The 21,993-nt window shown below is 33.0% G+C and carries 20 protein-coding genes; 10 read left to right on the forward strand and 10 right to left on the reverse strand.

Annotated elements, in window-relative coordinates:
* Positions 1–3 precede the first annotated feature (3 nt).
* The 3 genes from ELD05_RS13710 to ELD05_RS13720 form a co-directional block, all read right to left on the reverse strand.
* The gene (locus ELD05_RS13710) at positions 4–948 is read right to left on the reverse strand and encodes a transposase (protein ID WP_127350942.1); all 945 of its coding nucleotides are present in this window, start codon (positions 946–948) and stop codon (positions 4–6) included.
* Between the two features lie 118 nt (positions 949–1,066).
* Positions 1,067–1,945 carry an SWIM zinc finger family protein gene (locus tag ELD05_RS13715; protein WP_241243529.1) on the reverse strand — a complete coding sequence of 293 codons (879 nt, stop codon included), beginning with the start codon at positions 1,943–1,945 and terminating at the stop codon, positions 1,067–1,069.
* A gap of 158 nt (positions 1,946–2,103) precedes the next feature.
* A complete protein-coding gene (locus ELD05_RS13720; protein WP_127352864.1) occupies positions 2,104–3,033 on the reverse strand; it encodes a TPM domain-containing protein in 930 nt (309 codons plus the stop codon).
* 250 nt (positions 3,034–3,283) lie between these two features.
* Between ELD05_RS13720 and ELD05_RS13725 the strand changes: the two genes are divergently transcribed.
* Positions 3,284–3,760 carry a type II toxin-antitoxin system VapC family toxin gene (locus ELD05_RS13725; protein WP_011918078.1) on the forward strand — a complete coding sequence of 159 codons (477 nt, stop codon included), beginning with the start codon at positions 3,284–3,286 and terminating at the stop codon, positions 3,758–3,760.
* A gap of 8 nt (positions 3,761–3,768) precedes the next feature.
* A complete protein-coding gene (locus tag ELD05_RS14070; RefSeq protein ID WP_011918079.1) occupies positions 3,769–3,939 on the forward strand; it encodes a hypothetical protein in 171 nt (56 codons plus the stop codon).
* Between the two features lie 49 nt (positions 3,940–3,988).
* Here the strand turns inward: ELD05_RS14070 and ELD05_RS13730 are convergent, their stop codons facing one another.
* Positions 3,989–4,855, reverse strand: coding sequence for a TPM domain-containing protein (locus ELD05_RS13730; RefSeq protein ID WP_127352865.1), 867 nt, complete (start codon positions 4,853–4,855; stop codon positions 3,989–3,991).
* A 16-nt stretch (positions 4,856–4,871) separates the two neighbouring features.
* Positions 4,872–5,441 (reverse strand): LemA family protein, encoded by a 570-nt coding sequence (locus tag ELD05_RS13735; protein ID WP_127352866.1) that lies wholly within the window; start codon positions 5,439–5,441, stop codon positions 4,872–4,874.
* A gap of 247 nt (positions 5,442–5,688) precedes the next feature.
* On the opposite strand from ELD05_RS13735, the gene ELD05_RS13740 reads away from it, so the two are divergent.
* The 3 genes from ELD05_RS13740 (at position 5,689) to ELD05_RS13750 (ending at position 10,723) form a co-directional block, all read left to right on the forward strand.
* Positions 5,689–7,197: a WG repeat-containing protein gene (locus tag ELD05_RS13740; RefSeq protein WP_127352867.1), complete on the forward strand. Its 1,509-nt coding sequence runs from the start codon at positions 5,689–5,691 to the stop codon at positions 7,195–7,197.
* Positions 7,198–7,296: 99 nt separating this feature from the next.
* A complete protein-coding gene (locus ELD05_RS13745; RefSeq protein WP_011918084.1) occupies positions 7,297–9,342 on the forward strand; it encodes an ATP-binding protein in 2,046 nt (681 codons plus the stop codon).
* Complete coding sequence (locus tag ELD05_RS13750) at positions 9,317–10,723, forward strand: DNA double-strand break repair nuclease NurA (RefSeq protein WP_241243530.1); 1,407 nt, start codon at positions 9,317–9,319, stop codon at positions 10,721–10,723. The genes ELD05_RS13745 and ELD05_RS13750 overlap by 26 nt, the downstream gene beginning before the upstream one ends.
* Before the next feature lies 1 nt (position 10,724).
* Here ELD05_RS13750 and ELD05_RS13755 read toward each other — a convergent pair whose 3' ends face one another.
* Positions 10,725–11,582 (reverse strand): DNA adenine methylase, encoded by an 858-nt coding sequence (locus tag ELD05_RS13755; RefSeq protein ID WP_011918086.1) that lies wholly within the window; start codon positions 11,580–11,582, stop codon positions 10,725–10,727.
* 626 nt (positions 11,583–12,208) lie between these two features.
* Between ELD05_RS13755 and ELD05_RS13760 the strand changes: the two genes are divergently transcribed.
* From ELD05_RS13760 to ELD05_RS13770, 3 genes are read left to right on the forward strand one after another with little or no spacing between them, the layout of a single operon-like run.
* The gene (locus ELD05_RS13760) at positions 12,209–13,993 is read left to right on the forward strand and encodes an AlwI family type II restriction endonuclease (protein WP_127352869.1); all 1,785 of its coding nucleotides are present in this window, start codon (positions 12,209–12,211) and stop codon (positions 13,991–13,993) included.
* Positions 13,994–14,008: 15 nt separating this feature from the next.
* Complete coding sequence (locus ELD05_RS13765; protein WP_206516897.1) at positions 14,009–14,821, forward strand: DNA-methyltransferase; 813 nt, start codon at positions 14,009–14,011, stop codon at positions 14,819–14,821.
* The gene (locus ELD05_RS13770) at positions 14,799–15,542 is read left to right on the forward strand and encodes a DNA-methyltransferase (RefSeq protein WP_127352870.1); all 744 of its coding nucleotides are present in this window, start codon (positions 14,799–14,801) and stop codon (positions 15,540–15,542) included. Before ELD05_RS13765 ends, ELD05_RS13770 begins: the two co-directional genes overlap by 23 nt.
* A gap of 171 nt (positions 15,543–15,713) precedes the next feature.
* Here ELD05_RS13770 and ELD05_RS13775 read toward each other — a convergent pair whose 3' ends face one another.
* Complete coding sequence (locus ELD05_RS13775; protein WP_127352871.1) at positions 15,714–17,750, reverse strand: methyl-accepting chemotaxis protein; 2,037 nt, start codon at positions 17,748–17,750, stop codon at positions 15,714–15,716.
* 145 nt (positions 17,751–17,895) lie between these two features.
* Between ELD05_RS13775 and ELD05_RS13780 the strand changes: the two genes are divergently transcribed.
* Together ELD05_RS13780 and ELD05_RS13785 are read left to right on the forward strand one after the other, a co-directional pair.
* Positions 17,896–18,945 carry a CAP domain-containing protein gene (locus ELD05_RS13780; protein ID WP_127352872.1) on the forward strand — a complete coding sequence of 350 codons (1,050 nt, stop codon included), beginning with the start codon at positions 17,896–17,898 and terminating at the stop codon, positions 18,943–18,945.
* 14 nt (positions 18,946–18,959) lie between these two features.
* Positions 18,960–19,352: a hypothetical protein gene (locus ELD05_RS13785; protein ID WP_127352873.1), complete on the forward strand. Its 393-nt coding sequence runs from the start codon at positions 18,960–18,962 to the stop codon at positions 19,350–19,352.
* A gap of 59 nt (positions 19,353–19,411) precedes the next feature.
* On the opposite strand, the gene ELD05_RS13790 is transcribed toward ELD05_RS13785, so the two are convergent.
* The 3 genes from ELD05_RS13790 to ELD05_RS13800 are packed head-to-tail and all read right to left on the reverse strand — an operon-like array spanning position 19,412 to position 21,974.
* Positions 19,412–20,248, reverse strand: a complete 837-nt coding sequence (locus ELD05_RS13790; RefSeq protein WP_127352874.1) for a fumarate hydratase — start codon at positions 20,246–20,248, stop codon at positions 19,412–19,414.
* 42 nt (positions 20,249–20,290) lie between these two features.
* Positions 20,291–20,926 (reverse strand): CvpA family protein, encoded by a 636-nt coding sequence (locus ELD05_RS13795; RefSeq protein ID WP_127352875.1) that lies wholly within the window; start codon positions 20,924–20,926, stop codon positions 20,291–20,293.
* A 10-nt stretch (positions 20,927–20,936) separates the two neighbouring features.
* A complete protein-coding gene (locus ELD05_RS13800; protein WP_127352876.1) occupies positions 20,937–21,974 on the reverse strand; it encodes a hypothetical protein in 1,038 nt (345 codons plus the stop codon).
* Positions 21,975–21,993: the final 19 nt, after the last annotated feature.

Here is a 21,993-nt window from a genome sequence, read left to right on the forward strand (position 1 = left end):
AAGTTATTGATTCCATTCATAAGCGAAAGAAAACTTCTTACCTTCTAACTTTCTAAGAAGTTGCTCAAATAGAAAAGTAATTAGTATCCAATCAATATACCTTTTATAATTTCTAAATCCCTTGAGCCTCACATTCTCAAGATTATATTCACCTTTTAATTTGCTAAATAGTCTTTCAATCTTTGTTCTCTGCTTGTATAGCTTTTTACCCTCTTCAGTTTCTAAAAATCTTATGTTCTTGCTTCTAAAACTATTGCTAACATTGTTTTTATTTTTCATGTTTCTTTTGTTTATCCCAGCAACAAATTTAACTTTAAGCTCATTTGCTATATTAAACCATCTGCTACAATCGTATCCCGCATCTGCTAATACAATCTCACAGCCAAAGCCCCATGCCCTATACAAAAGCTCTTCTTGTCTTGAGTCATGTTCATTTGCCCCTGTTAAAATCCAGAAAAGTGGTATTACTTCTTCTTTACCTGTACACAAAAGATGTAATTTGTATCCCCTGAAAAATCCTATTGTAATATGTATACCTATTTTTGCTTCTGAATCATTTTTGGCACTTCTCAGCGGCGTAGAGTCTACTATCGCTATACTCATATCAGGTTCTATCTTAGCTATTAATATGTCTTTTATATCTTGCATGTATTCTTTTTCTATTTTTCTTGACAACTTTGCAAAATATGAATAGTCCGGACTTTCTTCTATACCTACTACTTGCTTAAACTCTGTGTCTTGATTTATTCGATATTCTAATTCTCTGAAACTCTTTATCCCCTTTTTAACTTTATAAACCAAACAAGCTATTATCTGAAACAGATTAAATTTCCTCGGTCGTCCCCTTCTATTTTGCTTTATCTTCCTCGATAAAACTTCAGTAACCTTTTTTATTACAAAAAGCAGCTTTAAAAATTTCTTATTTTGTGCTTTAATATTCTTAGTCATCTTTTTCCCCCTTGTGTTTTGTTGTGGTTTTCTCTTAAATTAAAATTATAACACAAGGGGGCTTTTTTCTTTTGTTACTATGTTTACTCTATATGGTTATTTCTTTTATTCAACAACCTCAAATATCAATATCTACTGGTTTGGTAATATCTACCTTTATCTTCTTATATTCATTTCCTTCGCCGTAAGCTGCAAAGATTTCTTGTCTGTTTATAAGATTGAAAAAGTCTTCCCACAAGGCATAGGGAATACTAAGATATTGGGCTGAGAAAATAACTGGCTTTATATTCTTAAGTTTGTAAATAAACTCTAAAAGTTTTTTGTCTTCTTCCGGAAATACATGTATAAATGGATTATATACAAACTTTTTCCCAAATTGATATTCAATTTTATTAATATAGGCTTCTGAAAAATCACCTATATCTTTGATAAAATATTCCTTCCCTATATCTTCAGAGTATATCTTAAACCTCATATTTAAGGCATCAACAGATACTGACTCTATTATCTTCTTTAAATATACATTCGGTTTTATATCTATTTCTGATATAAGTCTTGTCATTGCATGTGCATAAGTACTTTTTATCTTTTCAAGTCTTTTTTTAAACTCTGTCCTTCTTCTTTGCCTCTCTTCCTCTTCAAACTTCTTTTTCAATTCCAAAAAAATAGGTGTTGGATAATCTACAACTTCAACCTCACCTTTAGAAAGAGCTTTTAAAAGAGCAACCGAATGTTTGCAAAGTCCTTTGTAGGTCTGAGCTGCTTTGCATTCACACCAAAATCCAACTTTATAAATGCTTGCTTTTAAATTATTCTCTTCTCCCTCAGTATCAACGTCAAGATCAAGGATGACATTATATGGATCTGTATCACCTTCTACCTTTGCTTCAGCTATCATAAGCTCTGGATTAAATTTTGGATTCTTTACTCTTCCGTGATTGTAAAGCTGTATTCCTCGAATATAAACATTATCATTTGAAGCGAGTCTTCTTATCATGTAATCTGTTATTGAGGCATATATTTTTTTTGCTAATTCCTGTACCAACGTTCTCAGCTCCTGTGCTTTTTTAAGTTTTGATAATTCTAAAATTTTCTGTACACCTTTCAATTTTATCATATTGAAGAATCAAAATAAAAACAAAAAAAGCAGGCTTTTTACCTGCTTGCACCGCCACCGCCAGAGGATCCTCCGCCAAATCCGCCAAAGCCTCCACCACTTCCAAAGCTGTCAGAATCATCAGAATCATCAAAAAAGCTTCTGTTGTTTTTCCATAAATCATCGTAGCGATATACATAAACTTTTTTCTCCCACTTTCCATTTTTCCATGTCCATTCATACTTTTTACCAGCATATGGTTGATTATATAAAATAACTATTACCATCAAAAAAATAATGAAGAAAAACAAACCAAATCCTACTATTAATCCAGCACCAATTCCTAATCCAAATGGTACATCTACAACATTTTCTGCATTACCATCAGAAGTAACCTCATTTTCATTAACATCTTCCGAAGCACCATACCCTGAAAGCCCATCTATCTTAAGCCCATATTCATTTGCAACCTCGCTCGCAACTGCCAAAAATGTATCCCTTATCCCTTTCGAATACTCGTTTCTCTCAAATGCAGGTATAGCATATTCATCAAGTATCCTGCCTGCCTTGCCATCTGTTATCGCACCTTCCAATCCATACCCAACTTCTATTCTTATTCTTCCTTTTTTGCCTAAAAGCAAATTCTCCTTGTTGACAAGAATCAAAACTCCATTGTTAAGTTCCTTGTCGCCAATCTCCCAGCTTCTGAAAAGCTCATTTGCATACTCCTCTATTGTATAGCTGCCAAGAGTTTCTACTGTAACAACCACTATCTCTGCCTTTGATTTGTCCTCTATTTCCTTTGCCAAAGCCCTCATCTCTTCTTCATCAGAGCTGTCTATCAAATTAGCATAGTCAAAGACATAACTATTTTCTGCTGGCTTTTTAAGAATTTGAGCTTTTGCCAAAACACAAAAGCCAAACACAACGTTTACAACTGCTGCCACAAGAAAAACAGCAATTAATTTTATACCTCTTGCTTTTCTCATCTTCTATTTCCCCTCTTTTAATTCGAAAAATCTACAAAAGCACCTTTTGAGCCTTGCTTTTCGCATTTCAAAATACTCTTTTCTTTAAACCCCAACATCCTTAAAGCATTTTACCTATTTCCTTTTTAATGTCAAGATATATTGACTGAGGTAAAAGTAAAAGCTACAAAATTTCTGAAGAATAAATAGAGTTCTTTGTGTTATAATTTAATTGAAGGAAAGTAACAAAGGGAAGGAGAAGTCTAAAATTTTGAAAAAGTTGAGAGTGTACCTTGACACATCAGTTATCAGCCATTTAGACCAGCAAGATAATCCTGAGTATATGCAGATAACAAAAGAATTCTGGAAAGAAGTTAAAAAAGGAAAGTACGAAATTGTTGTTTCTGATATTGTTTTTGCTGAGTTAAGAAGATGTTCTGAACCTAAAAGAAGCATTTTATTAAGATTTTTAGCTGAAATTGAATATAATACCATTGAAATTTCAAAAGAAATTAGAGAACTTGCTAAAGAATATATAAAAAATGGCATTATTCCTTTAAAGTATATTGATGATGCAATTCATATTGCAGCAGCCACTGTTTCTCAATGCGACGCATTGGTATCATGGAATTTTAAGCATATAGTTAAACTCAAGACAATTCAAGGAATAAATGGAGTCAATAAATTAGTAGGTTATAAAGAAATTCAGCTGGTATCACCTCAAATGATGTTAGAAGAAAAGGAGTGATAAGAAAGATGTTTGAAACAAGTGCAATGGCAGAGCTGCATAAAATAAGAGAGCAAATATACGAAGAAACTAAAAATATGTCAGACGAAGAGTTCATAGAATTTATCCGTAAAGAAGCTGAGAAAGTTAAAGAAGAAATGAGATTGTTAAAAGAAGAAACCAGAAAACAAGTAAACTGATAATTTGCGTTTTTAATCCTAAAAAGGTTTTATGCCGCAAGCAGGCTTTTTACCTGCTTGCACCGCCACCGCCAGAAGAGCCTCCGCCAAATCCGCCAAAGCCTCCGCCACCAGAAGATCCACCACCGCCACCAAATCCACCAAATCCACCAAAGTGGTGATGGTCTTTATCCCAAGGGTCTTGTCCCCACCAGTATGTTCTTCTTCGTCTTCTGTTTATAAGTGAAAAGATTATTATCAGAAATACAACAACAAAAATACCAAGCCCAGATATATCCTTATCTTCATCCCCTACATGGACCGTTGTAGAAGAGCTGTCATTTTGGGTAAAATCTTCAGAAGTACTATGCCCTGAAAGCCTATTTACTTTTAGCCCATATTCATTTGCAACCTCGCTCGCAACTGCTAAAAATGTATCCTTTATCCCCTTTGAATACTCTTTGTTCTCAAATGCAGGTATAGCATACTCATCAAGTATCCTTCCCGCCTTGCCATCCGGAATTGTACCTTCCAATCCATACCCAACTTCTATTCTTATTCTTCCTCTCTTGCCAGATAGCAAATTCTCCTTGTTTACCAAAATCAATACCCCATTGTTAATCTCTTTGTCGCCAATCCCCCAGCTGTTGAAAAGTTCATTTGCATACTCTTCTATTGTGTAGCTGCCAAGAGTTTCTACTGTAACAACCACTATCTCTGCCTTTGATTTGTCCTCTATTTCCTTTGCCAAAGTCCTCATCTCTTCTTCATCAGAGCTATCAATCAAGTTCGCATAGTCAAAAATGTAGACATTTTCAACAGGTTTTTTGGGAATCTGCGTTTTAGCAAGAACAAAAGACGCAAATAAAAAACTTAAAACCGCAATTGCAACTGCCATTGCAAGTATCATAAAAAGCGAACCTGGCTTTGTCTTCATCTTTTATCTTCTCCTTTTATTTCGAAAAGTCAACCGAAGGCACGCTCTTTGCTTGGCTTGATGCCTCAAAATACCTCTTTTCTTCAAACCCAAACATCCTTGCAATAAATACGTTTGGAAATACCTTTATTTTCATGTTGTACTGTTTTACTGCCTCATTGTAATCCTTTCTTGCCACGGCAATTCTGTTTTCTGTACCAGATAGCTCATCCATAAGCTGCACAAATGTCCTGTCGGCCTTGAGATTTGGGTAGTTTTCAACTATCACTAAAAGCCTTGAAATTGCCGACGAAAGCTCATCGTTTGCTTTTGCTTTATCTTCTACTGTTGAGGAATTTAATAGCTTTGACCTTGCCTGAGCAAGAGTTTCAAAAATCTCTTTTTCGTGCTTTGCATAGCCTTTGACTGTATTGACTAAGTTAGGAATTAAGTCTGCTCTTCTTTGCAGCTGATTTTCAACCTGGCTCCATTTGCTATTAACGTTTTCTCTCATGCGCACAAGGCTATTATATGTCGAAAAGGTGTATACAACAAGCACTGCAACCAAAAGCAAAGCAATTAAAAAGATCTTTATGCCCTTTTTCAACTTTTCACTTCTCCTTTCTATATTATATTTTCTGGCTACAAGGATATATATACCCACTATTTTAGTGTACTAAATCTTATGCTAAAAATTAACTATGTACTTTTTACTCTTTGGTTGAATGTATTTGAAAAATTGCTTATAATATCCTTAGAGTTATTTTTTGTTTCAATAGTTTTGATTTAGGTAGATTTGAATGTCAAGCGAAAAAAACTTGGCAAGAAAAATTGTGGAATGGGAGGAGATTTTAGTGAGAAGAATTAAAAGATTTGTTTGCTTCCTGCTGGCAGTTGTTTGGCTCATTGGCACTTTGACCTCGGCATACTCTCAGCAAGCCTCTTCTCAAAAGATTGTGTATATAAAGCCGCAGTTTGAAAATGTTATGTTCTGGGAAAATGGCTGGATTTCTTATCTTCAGGGTGGAAAATGGGGAATTATGAACTCTTTTGGTCAAGTCCTTTTAAAGCCTCAGTTTGACAAAATTGAACCTGTAGTTTATGACGGTCGTGCAATAATGGGAATTGAGGATAAGCTCTACAAAGATATATTTGTTGTCTGGCAAAATGGCAGAGCAGGGTTTGTGGATTCAAATCTTAAAATTCTCGCAAAACCAGAGTTAGACTCTTTTGAAGTTTTAAACCCTTGGCTAAGTTTATATGTTTGCAAAAAAGATGGCAAATACGGTTTTTTAAATCTGGATAAAAAAGTTTATATCACCCCTCAGTTTGACAAAATGTACTTTGTTGTTGTGCTCTCTTACAACCCAAATGGAAAATACTCTAATCCCCATATAAAGTGTACCTTGCCAAATGAAAACAACAAAGAGTTTTGTCTTTATGCTCTTGATTTGAAAGATGGAACTTGGCCAGACTCTTATTTAGAATACATTCTTGTTTCAAAAGATGGAAAGTGTGGCGCTGTTGATACAAACGGAAATGTATTTGTAGATCTAAGCTTTAGCTCTTTTGAAGAGGTTTTAGCAGACAGTAAGTTTGCAGAAGCTCTGCAGGCTATGCTAAATAAATCTGTCTCAGCACCATCTTCAAACAACCAGGAGGCAAAAATACCAGTGTCAGAATACATTTCTTATGAAAAACTTGGCAACAATTATAAGCTCATACTCACCAAAGGTTATAAACTGACAAAAAGCAAAGGAACTTATGAAAATGTAAAATATCTGGGCGTGAACAATTTCATTGCCGTTTGCAAAGACAAAAAGTGGGGAGTTGTTGATATAAACGAAAGATTTGTTGTAAAGCCTCAGCTTGATGATATAAAAGAGTTCAGCGAAGGATTTTTAGCTTTTAAACAAAATGGCAAGTGGGGATTTATGGATAAAAATTTTAAAGTAGTTATAAAACCCCAGTTTGACAAAGTCGAAAACTTTTCTGAAGGATATGCAGCGGTAAATAGGTCAGGCTTGTGGGGATATATAAATTCTTCTGGAAAGCTTGTCATAAAACCTCAATTTAGTCTTGCAGGTACATTTTTTGCTAAGTTAGCTACTGCTTCTACAAAGGATTATGTAGGGCTTATAGATACAAAAGGCAGTTTTGTTTTGAAATTTTCAGCCAAAAACTCTAATTATTCGTTTGTTGATAGCGAAAGCTACAAGTTTAGGTTTATGCCCAGTTACGCAAGAAATTCAACAGATTTTATGATATACATGTCACTATTGAAGTTCCCTAAATTCGGCTATGTTGTGATTGACAAAAAATCAAACAAGGTGGGCCTTGTTTTGAGAGGTCAAGGAAAATAAACTTGCTTTTTGTTTTATTGACCAATTCAAGGAAAAGTAATATAATTTTTATAAACAATTTGGGTATTTTGAAATTTAATTAAAAAGGGGGCTTTCGGTTTGGAAAATAGTCTTTCAAATATCATTCAACAGATGAGTGAAAAATCAATAATTGTTCAAGAGATTGAAAGTATTGTTCAAAATGCTCGCTTTGTGGGTTTTGCAGTTGATGTAACTTACTCTACTTTAACAGTACTTACCAATGATGCATGGAAAGAACGTGCAAATGGAATACCTCATAATAGTTTTCTCTTTGCAGCGTCTCCTAATTGGTTAAAACCAATTTTTGATAACTTTTCTTACCATCAACTAAAAGTAAATGTAAACTCTAATGAAGAACCAGAAATAATTCTCCTGCGTGTTACAGAAGAATATGAACTTCCCAGTAAAGATATATGGTTAGCAACAAAAATTGATAAGTTTAAGAGTTTAGAAACTAAAGAATTATATGACGGGGTTATTTTTGATGAATTGTCACGAAATGAAATACAGTATGCTGGTCTCAAATGTCGCGTTCTTGGTACGTTTTATTTTGATGAATATGGAAATCTTACTTTCGGATCAGATCTCGAAAATTATTATGGGGCCAAAATTCTCTATGTGTATAAACCTTCTACTGAAGGCTTAGAAAACATAGTAAACTTTGAAACTCGAAAAAAGATGCAAGAATTATCTGCCGAAAATAGCATTAACTTGAGTGAACTTGTTCCTTTTGGTTATGTCCGTTATACGTCAACACAACGGTTACAAAAGAAAGAAGGAAAATCAGCCCAAGTTTATATAAATCCAAATGATTTTTTAGCTCGCAGAACGGCACTTTTTGGTATGACGCGAACAGGAAAATCTAATACAGTTAAAATCTTAATTAAATCAATTAAAGAAGCGGCCCAAAAACACGGTAAGAAGGTAGCTCAAGTTATATTTGATGTAAATGGTGAGTATATATACATTAACCCTCAAGATAAAGGAGCTATTTCTACTGATATTGATGATTGTTTTATTCTTACTTTTAATCCCAATATAAATACAAACAATAATTCAATAAGGAGTTTACAGTTTGACTTATTTAAAGACTTAGGAGTAACTCATGAATTAGTTGTGTCACTACTAAGGAGTCAAGGCCTAAGTGCATCTACCGACTTAGAAGCATTTTTAGGTATTGACATGTATGCTTATTGTAACGTCGATTCTAATGATTATGCCGGAGTAAATAGGGCTAATAGAATTAAAGCTCTTTATAAATATATATTGGCTAAAGTACTGGGAATCAATGTTACAATTCCCAACCCATTTGGTGATTTCATTTTAAACCAACTTGAAGGAATAGAAGAGAGTCTTCGTAAAAAAACAACATTTACAATTGAAGAATTCGAGATGATCTTAAATGAAATTCACGAACGAAGAGATACAGTAGTAACATCATCACGGAATAAATTGTACCGAGAAGATTTCGAAACATTACTTAATTTTGCAGTAAAGAAAAACTCCCAAGGAAGACCAATAGCAGGTTATGGACACTTGCGAAGGATACACTTAGAAAGATTCCACTTAGCTGGTGCTGATACCTATTTTGATGAAATTCTAAAAAAGATAAAAAACGGAGAAACTATACTAATTGATATGGTATATGGCAGTGAAGAGGTAAGAAAACTTCTAAGTACAAAAATAGCTACTCTTATATTCTCTGAAAATCAAAAATTGTTTACCGAAGCTAAAGAACCACCATATGTAATTCTATATATTGAAGAAGCTCATAACCTTATAGGGAAAGATATGGAGCCTACTGAAATCTGGCCTCGAATAGCTAAAGAAGGTGCAAAATACAACATAGGTTTGGTTTATTCAACGCAAGAACCATCAACCATTAGTAGAAATATTTTGGCCAATACTGAAAATTGGTTTGTTACACATTTAAACAATGAAGATGAAATAAAGACAGTGATACGTTATTATGATTTTGCAGATTTTAAGGAATCTATTATGGTAGCGAAAGATAAAGGATTTGCAAGAGTAAAAACTTTTTCATCTAATTTTGTTTGTCCAGTACAAATCAATCTTTATCAACCATCTGTTACCCAAAGTGGAAGGGAGGGAGCAGGAGGTTAATATTGAACTCCTGCGAGCAATTATGCCATATATAAATGAATTTTCAAACAAAATTTCCCATGAACGTATTATTAAAAATCCAAAAGTAATAGAAAAACTTAAGGAATTCAAAATATCATATGAAATTCCTGCACTTCAGACAAACGATATAATTAAGTTGTTTCAACAAATAGAAACAAAGGAAGCATCACAAAAAATCAAATTTGTTTTTACAGTAGACAGTTCCTATGTAGAGGTTCCCTTAAATAACAACATTCCTTCTGCTACAGTGGGTATCGTTAACTTTAGCGTTTCTATTGTTGATCTTGAAAAGAAATATTCTCTTAGTAAAAGTGAATTTATTGATCCTCAAAAATTTAATGATATGTTTAATTCTTCTTTACTTACTTTCGTAACTCCGGGTCATAACGTTATATTGAAAGAAGACCTTAGTACAATTCAATCCATAAGATTGTCTATTTTTGAGTTTTTCTCTCAAAAACCTTTTAATAACTTATCGTTACTTGATACACTAAAAGATATCTTAAAATCAAAAGATGATAAAATTTCTTTTTTGTGTCCAAATCCTGACTGCCATACAAATATTGATTGGGATTTGAAAAATTCAAATGACTATATTGACAATTGTCCGAGGTGCGGTGAAAGAATATATCTTTCTGATTGGCTTCGTCTTCATGAAGCAGTAGATGAGGAACTAGGAACTGGGTCTATTCTTTCTAGATTTTCACAAGCAAGTGAACATCTGATTGTTTTAAATCTTTTACAAACAATAATGAATAATCAGTTCTTAAATAATCTACTAGAAAATATTGCTTTTATAATAGATGGTCCTCTTGCAATTTATGGTCAGCCTGCTAAACTTCATGCATATATACTTCGATATTTACATCAGCTTAGAGACAAAGGATTTATATATTTCGGTGTAATCAAAAGTGGAAGACTAAAAGACCATTTTACTATTTTAGAAGAAAGACTGAAACAACAGGGTATTAATATTCCTTATAATTCTTTTATGCTTGTAAATGATGAGTATCGCTTTAAATATATTCAAAGGCGCCCAAAACAAAATAAATATTTTGGAATAGAAGTTCTTTATGGACAAGATTTTCTTTTTTACTCGGACAAGGGTAAAAAATATGTTATTTCACTTCCATATCCAGTACCAGAAAAAACAGACTTAGCTTTTAAAGAATATATCTTTAACCATAAAGCTTATGTTACATTACCAATTGTATTAGATTTACTCAATAGAATTAGTATTGACCTTTACGAAGATGCGGTTTTACCAATTGCTTTAGCACATAAATTTGCCTCTATAAGCCTTAATCCTGGTATTAAAATCTTAGAAATATTTACCAAAAATTATATCCAACAACAATGATTTAAAAAATAATATTTTCCGTCCCTTCAATTCTAGAAGGGACTATTATTTTGTTGTAAAACATTATTTCTTTTTTCCTCTTAATAGTTCCCGCAGTATAAATTACATCGATGAGTAAATAAGGTATTCTTTCAGAATAAAACTCCATAACCTCAGTTGCCAAATCATACGTCATTAACCAAGGAATATTTACCATATTGGATAAAATAAATTGGGCTAAATAAGCATGATCTTCTTTTTTGTAAAAATTAGTATAAAGTTCGCTACCTTTCTGATAATATGGTGGATCTAAAAAAACAAAAATTTTTTCTTTCCTATTTATAATTTTATTCAAAAAATCAACAGCATCTAAATTATATATTTCTATTTTATCCCTCATTGCAGATATGTTCTTAATAATCTTAATAATTCGTTCTTTGTTAAAACGGCAATCAATTTTGTATTTTCCGGTTTGAAGATATCCACCTATCGGTCCAGCGTTTAGTATACCTGAGCGATTTGTTCTATTTAAAAAAAGCGTAGAAAAACCTAATTCTAGCACATCAGTTGGTTCTTTAAATTTCCTTTTTATTTCTTTATAAGTTTCAATCGTTATCGGCGTATTTTCTATCATTTTACATAATTCTTCTGGATAATTCAAAATACTAAACCACAAAGCATATATGGACGGATCAATATCATTTAAGATTATCATATCTACTTTCTTATTGAATAACAATGCTAATGCTAAACCGGCACCGCCCGCATACGCTTCAACATAACTATAGTTATTTAATGAATTAAAATCAATTATTTCAGCAACAAAGCGATATAAAAAACTTTTCCCACCTGGATATCGTAAAGGAGAATAAGATCTCATTCATACCTCCGTCCTCATTTTCATCAAAATAAAAAACCTAATTCTTTATAATACTATCTTTAATTATAAACTTTAATTATAAAACAATCATTATAAGAAAAATAGCCGAGCTTGTAAAATTAAAGAATAGTTTGAATTTTATCTCATTCTTATTTAAAATGAAGTCTAAAGAATTAAATCTTCATCAAAATAAAATAAGAAGATATTGAAGACAATACCCTTTCAACCATGGTATGATATTAAACTATGGAAGAAAAACGCATATATTAGGATATTTAAAGCTAAAACTCACAATTAATAATATCACAAAGAAAAAGAAATTTAAACACTCTAGTCAGCTTTATTTTCGGGTGTTAAAGATATTTTTGTGGCTTGCAGTAAAAAACTGGTAAACTATAATTTACAAAAAACCAAAAAGCTTATATTCTAATCAGAGGGGGATTTTACACAAAAATTTGGACTTGACCAACAGTGAAATTATTTTGAAGCCAGATAATAGGTTTTTGACATTAACTTAAAACTGTATTTGGGATTGCAAACATACAATTTTTTATAGTATGATATAACTTAAAGAACGTCTTCCTTAGTGATAGATCCAGCCACAACGGTTAGGAGAAGAGATAAAAATGCGAAAGCCTTGGTCTATTTCCACCACAGTTAGAAACCCCGAAAGATTAAGAGGATTTTTGCAAGTGTTATCTGAGTTTGAAGGAATGAATTTTGATGAGAATGTTCAAATTCAATATCAGATACGATTAATACAATACAAACTCTACAGACCTATGAATTTACCTGAAGACATAAAACGTGAGTTTGACAATCCTGCAATTAAAAAAATAGATTACAAAAAAGCTAAGAAGATTTTTGATTTACAAAATTATGAAGATCCTTCTATGCGTGGTCGTCAGTCTGTAAATCCCTTGAACAAATTAGGATTTGCAATTGCCAAAAAAAGCTTAGGCAAGATTAGAATAACTGAGTTGGGAAGAAAATTTTTAGATGAAAATAATGATATCTCCGAGATACTTTTCAAAAGTCTTCTTAAATTACAGTACCCAAATCCTTTTAGTAACGATTTTAAAAGCAGAGATGGCTTTGATATCATTCCTTTTATAGTAACTTTAAAGTTTTTCTATTTGTTAGAAAAACAAGTACAAATAGATGAAATTTCAAAAAGAGAATTTTGTTTATTTATTCCAACCCTCATTAACTATAAAGAAATAGAAAATCAAATCAATCAGTTACTTGATTATAGAAGATCAAAAAATAAGAGAGATTTTGAAGCACAATTCATCTCTAAGTTTTTTGGTTCAGCTAAAAATATTGAGACCAAAATCAACAATTTGTTTGATTATGGAGACAACATTTTACGATTCTTTCTTCTTACAAAATATTTTACCGCTAAAAAAAGTGAATTTGGACAAGTTGCCAATGTAAAACTTTCACAAGATAGAAAAAAAGAAATTGAAGAATTACTAAATATGTTCGAAGGAAAAGCAATAAGCTTTTCTAATTTAGATGACTACGTCGAATATATGAGTGATATCAAAAAGCCTGAATTGCCGTGGGAAAAAAATAAGAATAAACTTATTGAAATGGCAGAAAGTATCCGGAAAGATATTTCACAACAAATAGAAAGCAGTAAAATTGCAATAAATGAATACTCTAAAATGGTTTTAGGCAAAAACTTATTTGAGTTATCTGAAGAAGAATTGAAAAACCATATCAATGAACTGAGGAAGATAAAATCCAAAATTAACGAAGCTAAAAAGGCTCATATCTTAAAATATAACTTTGCCAAATTAGACGAACATATTAAAATACTAAGGAATAAAGAATATTGGAAGGAATTAGAACCAGCCGATTTAGAACAAATAATATTCGAGCTATTGTTAATTATTGATAGTGCAGAAAAAATTGAATCAAATGCTATTAAAGATGATGAAGGAAATTTTATAAACTTTGCACCAGCTAAAAAACCTGATATTGAATTTTTCTTCAAGGAATTTGCTGGGATTTGTGAAGTAACACTAAACAAAACTCAATATCAATGGATTCAAGAAGGATATCCTGTATTAGACCACGTAGAAAAATTTATAAATCAACACCCCAATTATACTCATTTTGTAAATATTTTTGTTGCTCCAAAAATACATGATAATACCTATTATAATTTTTTCATTGCTTTAAAGCACGGATTTAAGAGTAAGAAGATCAAAATTCTCCCTTTAAATTTTGAACAGTTTACTATATTCACAAAAGTACTTCAAAGTTATTTTGATAAGTTCAATGGTTTAAATTCAAATTTAATTTTGACCCTTTGTAATAACATATTTCACGAAATGGAAAATTTAGATGATCACTCAATGATATGTAGTTTAATTGACAATAAGCTTTATAGTCTATTTTAGGAAGGTGACCTAAATTTGATTTACAATACAATTTTACATGGTGATTGTGTAACGATTATGAAAGAACATATTCCATCGGAAAGCATAGATTTAATTTATGCTGACCCACCTTACAATTTGTCAGGCAGAGATCTTATACTAAAAAATAACAAGACTGGTGGTCCGTTTTATAAAATGAATGAAGAATGGGACAGCTGGGATTATGACAAATACTGTGAATTCACTTATAATTGGCTTTTAGCCTCATATTCTGTCTTGAAAAGTAATGGTAGTTTGTATATTTCTTGTACTTACCATAACATTGGAGAAGTTATATTTTTAGCAAAAAAGATAGGCTTTAAATTAAACAATATATTGACATGGGTCAAGACAAATGCTATGCCAAATATTACTAAACGTACATTTAAACACACAACAGAATTTGTTTGTTGGTTTGTTAAAGGCCCTGGATGGAAATTTAACTATAATGAAATTAAAATGCTTAATCCAAGAAAAACAAAAGATGGCTCTGTTAAGCAAATGGATGACTTTTTTGATTTCTTTGAAATGCCTCTTGTTCAAGGAAAAGAAAGAATTAAGTTAGACAATGGCAGAGCCGCACATCCAAATCAAAAACCTGAAAAATTGTTGGAAATAATAATTACTGCTTCAAGTGATGAAGGAGATATAGTATTAGATCCTTTTTTTGGAACAGGAACAACTGGTGTTGTTGCTGAGCGTATGAATAGAAAATGGATTGGAATTGAAATAAACGAAACCTACATTGAAATTGCTAAAAAGAGAATTGAAGAGGAGAGAAGAAAAAATGTGCAAAATTCTTTTATTTAATGATGATTGTTTGAATATTCTGAGAAAAATAGAAGACAATAGTATTGATCTGATTTTTGCTGATCCTCCTTACAATTTGTCTTCAGAAAATGCTCTAACCACGAGAGCCGGTAAACCAGTAAAATGTTATAAAGGCGAATGGGATAAAATAGATGATATATTTGAGTTTAATCTAAGGTGGATCGAGCAATGTGTCAGAGTACTTAAAGAAACTGGAACTATTTGGATTTCTGGAACATTGCATAATCATCCTATAATTGGAACTATTCTGAAGCAGTTGGGTCTCTGGATTATCAATGACATTATATGGTTTAAGCCTAATGCAACTCCTTTACTATCAAGAAATAGATTTGTTCCATCTACTGAATTGATCTGGGTTGCAAGCAAAAATAAAAAATATTATTTTGACTATGAGATGGCACGGAAGCTTAATGGAGGCAAACAGATGAGAAACTTATGGGAAATTCCTGCTCAAAGGCATAAGACTCCTCATCCTACTGAAAAACCTGAAGCATTGTTAGAAAGGATTATTCTAATAGGCAGTAAAGAAGGAGATGTCGTCTTAGATCCTTTTATGGGCTCTGGAACAACTGGCGTTGTAGCTAAATTGCTTAAACGAAACTTTATTGGAATTGAAATTGATCCAGTATACTTTGAGATTGCAAAAAAACGTATTGAGGAAGAAAAGCCTATTCAGCAAACTTTTTTAAATTTTCTTTAAAAAGGCTGCTTTCCTTTCTTTCGTGGAAAGTAGCCTCTTTTTCTCTGTTAGCTTTTTACAAATGCTGAAATAATTTCCTCACATACGTACCCAAAATTTAGAATATTAAAAAAAACACCTGAAAAGCCTCATGTTCAACTATCACTAACCCATCTTAATAAAAGATGTATGTTATGTATCCTCACCTGCCTTTATAGAAATCGCTGCAAGTTTTACAACTCCTTCGTGCACATCCTTGAACTGCTCAATCAGCTTGTCAACAGAACGAATCTGTTTTTGGAAGACATCTTTAATTGATGAAAGAGTTTTAAAGTACTGCAAAGTAGTTTGAGTTTGCAATTTTAAGGTATTGTTTATATTCAAGATTTTTTCTTGCTGGTTTGAAATTTCAGATGATATCTTTGATATTCTCTCTTTCATGGCTGTGTTTGTCTCCTTGATTTTGCTAAGCGAAACAGTAGATTTTTTGGCAACTTCCACTCCTGCTTTTACAACCTTCATACTCTCTTCAAGCCTCTTGTTTGTTTTGTTGAATGTCAAAAGCGATTTTTCTATTGACTCAGAAATCCGTTTTGCAAATGAATCTGCTGTTTGTGAAAGCCTTGAAATTTCTGAAGCTATGACTCCAAAACTTGGCACATCGCGTTTTGCCGCTTCTATCGAGACATTTAGTGAAATTATCTTTATCTGTTCTGCAAGCTTTGAAATGTACTCACTTGCACTGACAATTGATTTATAATTCTGCATAGCTTCAGACAGATCTGAAGCAACCTGGTTTATGGTCTCGTTCACTGTGTACATGTATTTTATGAGGTTTTGGATAGACTCTTCTTCTTTGTACGTTGTATCAACCACACTTGTTATCCCCTCTTCAATTGTCCTAAACACTTTGAATGTATTTTGTACCTGTTGCTCAATCTCAGTTATATAGCTGCTTACCTCTTCAAACGCCTTTTTTTGCTTTTCAGCCAGCTCTATAATTTCCTTTATCTGAGTGGCTGTGATCTCATTTGTCTTCGCAGAATCTGTTGCAATGCTATTTAGCCTGTCAATATAACTTTGCGTGGTGCTAACTGTCTGGTCAATATTTGTGACAAAGGTATGGATACTCTTTACCATCTTTGAAAATTCTCTTGCCAAAAGTCCTATCTCGTCGCTACTCACAATGCTGTCTTCTACCTGTATATCAAACTTACCAGATGCAACTTTTCTTGCACTGTCAACAAGTTTATTTATTGGCCTTGTGATCCTGTTTGCAATGAACATACTGATGATGATGACCAAAACTAATGTAAGCCCAAACAAGAGTATTGAAAACCTGATGGAAGATGTAACAAAGTTCGAAACAAGAAGGTTGTTTGTAAGTATTGCAAGAGCTGCTACAGGCATTGTGTTATTAGCTTTTCTCACAGGGATCAATACAAAACTATAACTGTCATTTTTTGTACCTGTTTTGCCAATCAAGTACTCATACTCACCTGACATTGCTTTCTGCAAGGTCTCTTTTTCTATAATAGCCCCCAGTTTTTGAGAGTTTGATTGTGAAATATATTTATTAGGCGAATTTGCAGGATACAAAATGACATTCATCTTGGTAAGTCTTGAGAGGTTTTCAACAAACCTCTTGTCAAGTTTGTACCCAACAATTACTGCGCCAATTACCCTCATGTTGTTTGCACTCATCTCTGTGACCACATCTGATACAGACTTTATATAAATGTCATCTCCGCTTTTTTCAATAGTGGTATACCTTAGCCTTGCAAGCCCACACTTTACTAAATAATTTTCTTTCCAGTTATCACCATAACGTGAGAGGATGTCACTTCTTCCGATTAAAATACCATTTGAGTCTGTTACAGCAATCTGGTCAATATTCATCTGGCTTGCCAGCGGCGAAATTACCTGTACAAGTCTTAGATGGTCTTTTTTCAAGATTGCCTCTTTTAGCAGGTTGTTTGATGAAATCAAAGTCGCATAGTCTTGAGATAGTTTTTGATACCTCTCAATCTCTTGAATTGCTACATTATGCGCGGCTTCAAGACGTGAATTTAATTCCTTTTGCGCATTCTTTTCAATAAGGCTCAGTGAAAAGATTAAAAATACTAAAAGTGGAATTAATGAGATTATAATAAACCACAATGTAATTCTTGTCTTGAGTGAACCAGAGATTTTAAAGGAAACTTTTTTAAATTTACGTAGCTGCCTCATTTTCCACTGTCATCTCCTTCTTTCTTTTTTCCACACTTGATTTTACACAAAAATTGTTAAAAGCCTGTTTTGACTATGTTAAATGATTGTTAAAATGTGTTATAATTTTGATATAACCTACCTTAAATTATGCGGGAGAAAAAAGATGAAAAATATTAGAATTTACAAAGCTGCTATTAGAGGTATTATATTACTAATTATAGGGCTACTTGTTTTTGGAAGTTGCCCTATTTACTTGAATAGGTTCTCTGAAAGTAATTCTGCAAAGGCTGCTTCTTATTCTCAGGCAAAGAGGAATGTGAGCTTATTTTGTTCAAAAGCATATTTTAATAAGGTCTATTCAGATACAAAAACAGAAATCTTAAAAAGCCCATTCCCCTTTGACCTTTACGCCTCACTAAACCCAACCGACTTTTTTATTGCAGGCTTTGAAAATGATAAGCTTGTATTTTACTATACCAACTCTGAACAATTTTTAGAGTATGAAAATACCAAAATTGGAAGCAGCCTGCAGGATGTGAAAAGAACCAAATTAAAATTCCTTAAAAGCTTCGAAATATTAAAAGGTATGAAAAAATATAATTTTACAGATGAGAATTTAGGAAAAGAATATGATGTGGCTTTAGTCAATAATAGCTATTATGTTTACTTCTTTTATGACAAACTTGTTTCTCCAAATATTGTAAACGGAATCTTTATGGTCAAAAAAGGTATTTGGGATGATTTTCTTATAAATGATGATGTTTTCAAAAAGCAAAAGGATATAAATCACCTTATTTCTGCATTTGAAAGGCTTTGCTACCTTCACTTAAACTCAATCAGAAGTCAAGAGGAAAAACAGCTTTTTAAGTATTCCGACAAAATCTTGATTGTCGCAAGACTTCATTCACAAAACATGGCAAAGTACAATTTCTTTGGCCACACAGATGTCTTTGGCCAAAGCCCTGCAGATAGGTTTCAAAAGCAAGCAATTTCTTTTAAAAAGATTGGTGAGAACATAGCAATGGGTACAAAACTTCTTCCATTTTTTGCGAACCATCTTCTTTTGAATTCAAAAGGGCATAGGGAAAACATTGAAAGTAATTTTGAATATGCAGCAGTAGGATGTGCTGTGGATTTGAATACAGACAATGTGTATTACACTCAGAACTTTGCCAATTTGATATATTCACAAGATAGCACTTTTGGCCGATAGAAAGGGGATTGATCATGAAAAGAGGAGTTTCAAAAAGAAAAGTAATACTTGTTTTTCTTTCTCTACTTTTTCTATTCATTTTATTTTACTACAATATAAAACTCACTTACATTTTTCAGGAGGGAAACCCTATTTCTCTTTTAAAAGGAATATACAAACTGGAACATTATAAACTTGAAATTGTACCGGTTGCAAAAAACAAGCTTATACAAAAGGTACAAGCGCCAGAAGGCCTTACACCTTTAAATGATTATTTAAAGAAGTATAACTGGAAGTTTGCCGACCAGCTTGGCTCAGTTATCATCTACAAAAGAGGAAACCAGCAGCTTGTAATAAAAATGCGGATGTTTACTCAAAAGTACGTTGTGTATGAACTTTACCAGCACACTCTTGATAGCTTAAAATAGCTTCTTCTATTTAGGTTTTTTAAATGTTGTGAAAACACGGTACAAAAAAGTGGAAAAAATCAAATCTCAATCTTCACATGTCTTGCAACATGGCAAAGAATATTTACCGCAACAGGAAGACCTGCTATGTGTGTTGCACACTCTTCTACAAATACATCCAGTGCAGTTGTCCTGCCGCCAAACCCTTCTGGTCCTATCCCAAGTGAATTTATCTTATCAAGAAGTCTTACCTCAAGTTCTGCGATGTAAGGCTTTGGATGGCGCTTACCAATATTTCTTAAAAGTGCCCTTTTTGAAAGAAGTGCTGCTTTTTCAAATGTTCCACCTATCCCAACACCAACAACAATCGGCGGGCATGGGTCAGATCCTGCTTTTTTCACTGTTTCTATTACAAAGTTCTCAATTCCTTCTGTGCCATCAGCCGGTGTTAACATGCAAAGCGCGCTTTTGTTTTCGCTCCCAAACCCTTTTGGCATAAAGTAGATTGTGATTCTGTCTCCTTTTACAAAGTCAAAATGGATTATTGCAGGTGTGTTATCGCCTGTGTTTTCCCTCTCAATTGGGCTTTTTACCATTGATTTTCTTAAGTAAAAGTCCTTATATCCCCTTGTTACAGCTCTGTTAATGGCATCTTTTATTGAGCCTTCAACAAATACCTCTTCACCAATGTCGACAAAAAACACAGCAGCACCAGTATCTTGACAAACTGGGCGCATCTTCTGCTCTGCCATTCGGATGTTTTTTAAAAGATTTTCCAATGTATACTTTGCAGTACCTTCTTCTGCTTCATACGCCTTTTTTAAAGCCTCTTTTACATCTTCTGGAAGTTTGCAAACAGCTTCGTTTATGGCTTCATACACCTTGCTTTCGATTACGCTTTCTGAAATTATTCTCATCCTTTTTTACTTCTCCTTTGCAATTTTATTTTTGTTTCAAATCTAAATTTTTAGTTTTAAATACTGTCTCATCATCATTATGAGAATATTGTTTTCGTATAAAAACTCAGCAAACATTGAGGTTCTGATGTAGTGCTGGACTGTTTTGAAAATTTGTGCATTGGGGAAAAAGTATATAATGCTAAATGCTATGTAGATTATTATGAGAGCTACTCCAATCCCTGCCAAAAGACCGCCAAAGCCATCAATTGTACCAATCACAGGCACTTTCCTCATAAACCCAAGCGCGTTTTTGACCGCGACTATAACAACCTTTGCTGCAATGAATGTAGCTATCATTGCAATAAAATTAATTAGAACCATTGTGGCAGCATCCTGAAGACTTTTGTTGAGAGCCTGGTGTGCCTCCATAGCAGCACCTCTGAAAAACTCTGGCACAACTGGTGAAATGGTATCCCTTATTACAACCTTGTCTTTTACAAAGTTTTCTATTGCTCCTTTTAAGGCAGAAGAACTTTCAATTGCCCTACCTACATATTTATATCCCCACACCGCCACAAACCATGAGATTATGTATGATCCAACGTCAAAAGCCATTCTTAAAAGTCCTTTTTTGTACCCAATCCACGCACCAATAAGGATAATTGCCAAAACAACCAGGTCTGCTAAATTGGGCATTTTAAAAATTTTACCACCTTTCTTGGTAATATTCTATCCTATCATTATAAATATAGTATAGCTTGTCTGCATTTATTACAGCTTTTACAAAGCCAAAAGAACCTACTTTCAATGTCTTGAGCTTATTCAAATTCAAAGAATAAATCCTCACTTCGTTTCCTTTTGATGTGACAATCTTGTCGCTTGTTGCACAGATTGAATCAAAGTCTTCTATCTGTTTTAAAATGAACCTTCTGAGAAGCCTATTGTAAACTAAAACCCTGTTTTTGGCAAAAAGAACATCTGGATTTCCTATTACATATTCAGGTGCAGTAGCAAATGAGAAAACTTTTATCCTCTTTTGAAGCTTTGAGTCGTAAACTTCAAGACTTTTTCCATTGTACAAAAGTATGTAATTTTCTATGGCATAACATCGCTTTGTATTCTGAAGATTTGGTGTCAGAACCTTTGACATAAAAACTCCTCGATTGTCCACAAAAGATAGTGCCAATTCATTTGAATCTCTTGGTTTTAAAATTGCAATTGCAAAAGAGCTGTTAAAATCACAGTCTATTACCTTTTCCTTATACTTTGCTGAGAACACAATATTTTGGTTTTTATCATACATTATTAAATAGTCTTCCTTTTCGCTTGATAAAAGCACCAAAACACTTCCATTTTTTATTCTTATCTTTTCAATATTCGCCGGATACAATATATCCTTTTGCCACAAGTTAGAGAGTATATGAAGGTACTTGCCACCTTGAACATATGCAGCTGCAATGCTGCCATCTGAAAATGTTTTGTGATTTTGATATGCAATGTTTGTCCACCTTAGATTGTCACCTGTAAGTCTTCCAATCTTTCCTCTGTACACTATGGCAACTCCGTCTTTAATTGGCACGATATCTTCATAGTATCTTATGTTTGGATATGTCTTTTTGTACTCATAGTGAGAAAACATATAGGGATTTATAAATTCCACTCCAAACACATTGAGAGTTAAAATTATAGAGATAAGCAGGGCGAGGCATAATATGAGCTTGTACAAAAAACGAATTAATCTCATAGCTTTTCACGCCTTTTTT

This window comes from Caldicellulosiruptor changbaiensis (genome assembly GCF_003999255.1).
Lineage (GTDB): Bacteria > Bacillota > Thermoanaerobacteria > Caldicellulosiruptorales > Caldicellulosiruptoraceae > Caldicellulosiruptor > Caldicellulosiruptor changbaiensis.

What these genes read in the sequence shown, in the direction of transcription:
- ELD05_RS13795 (WP_127352875.1), bottom strand. Translation starts at nt 20,926, where the DNA reads ATGCCCAATTTAGCAGACCTGGTTGTTTTGGCAATTATCCTTATTGGT.
- ELD05_RS13760 (WP_127352869.1), top strand. Translation starts at nt 12,209, where the DNA reads ATGCGAAAGCCTTGGTCTATTTCCACCACAGTTAGAAACCCCGAAAGA.
- ELD05_RS13800 (WP_127352876.1), bottom strand. Translation starts at nt 21,974, where the DNA reads ATGAGATTAATTCGTTTTTTGTACAAGCTCATATTATGCCTCGCCCTG.
- ELD05_RS13730 (WP_127352865.1), bottom strand. Translation starts at nt 4,855, where the DNA reads ATGAAGACAAAGCCAGGTTCGCTTTTTATGATACTTGCAATGGCAGTT.
- ELD05_RS13715 (WP_241243529.1), bottom strand. Translation starts at nt 1,945, where the DNA reads ATGATAAGAAGACTCGCTTCAAATGATAATGTTTATATTCGAGGAATA.
- ELD05_RS13790 (WP_127352874.1), bottom strand. Translation starts at nt 20,248, where the DNA reads ATGAGAATAATTTCAGAAAGCGTAATCGAAAGCAAGGTGTATGAAGCC.
- ELD05_RS13775 (WP_127352871.1), bottom strand. Translation starts at nt 17,750, where the DNA reads ATGAGGCAGCTACGTAAATTTAAAAAAGTTTCCTTTAAAATCTCTGGT.
- ELD05_RS14070 (WP_011918079.1), top strand. Translation starts at nt 3,769, where the DNA reads ATGTTTGAAACAAGTGCAATGGCAGAGCTGCATAAAATAAGAGAGCAA.
- ELD05_RS13780 (WP_127352872.1), top strand. Translation starts at nt 17,896, where the DNA reads ATGAAAAATATTAGAATTTACAAAGCTGCTATTAGAGGTATTATATTA.
- ELD05_RS13770 (WP_127352870.1), top strand. Translation starts at nt 14,799, where the DNA reads ATGTGCAAAATTCTTTTATTTAATGATGATTGTTTGAATATTCTGAGA.
- ELD05_RS13720 (WP_127352864.1), bottom strand. Translation starts at nt 3,033, where the DNA reads ATGAGAAAAGCAAGAGGTATAAAATTAATTGCTGTTTTTCTTGTGGCA.
- ELD05_RS13755 (WP_011918086.1), bottom strand. Translation starts at nt 11,582, where the DNA reads ATGAGATCTTATTCTCCTTTACGATATCCAGGTGGGAAAAGTTTTTTA.
- ELD05_RS13710 (WP_127350942.1), bottom strand. Translation starts at nt 948, where the DNA reads ATGACTAAGAATATTAAAGCACAAAATAAGAAATTTTTAAAGCTGCTT.
- ELD05_RS13785 (WP_127352873.1), top strand. Translation starts at nt 18,960, where the DNA reads ATGAAAAGAGGAGTTTCAAAAAGAAAAGTAATACTTGTTTTTCTTTCT.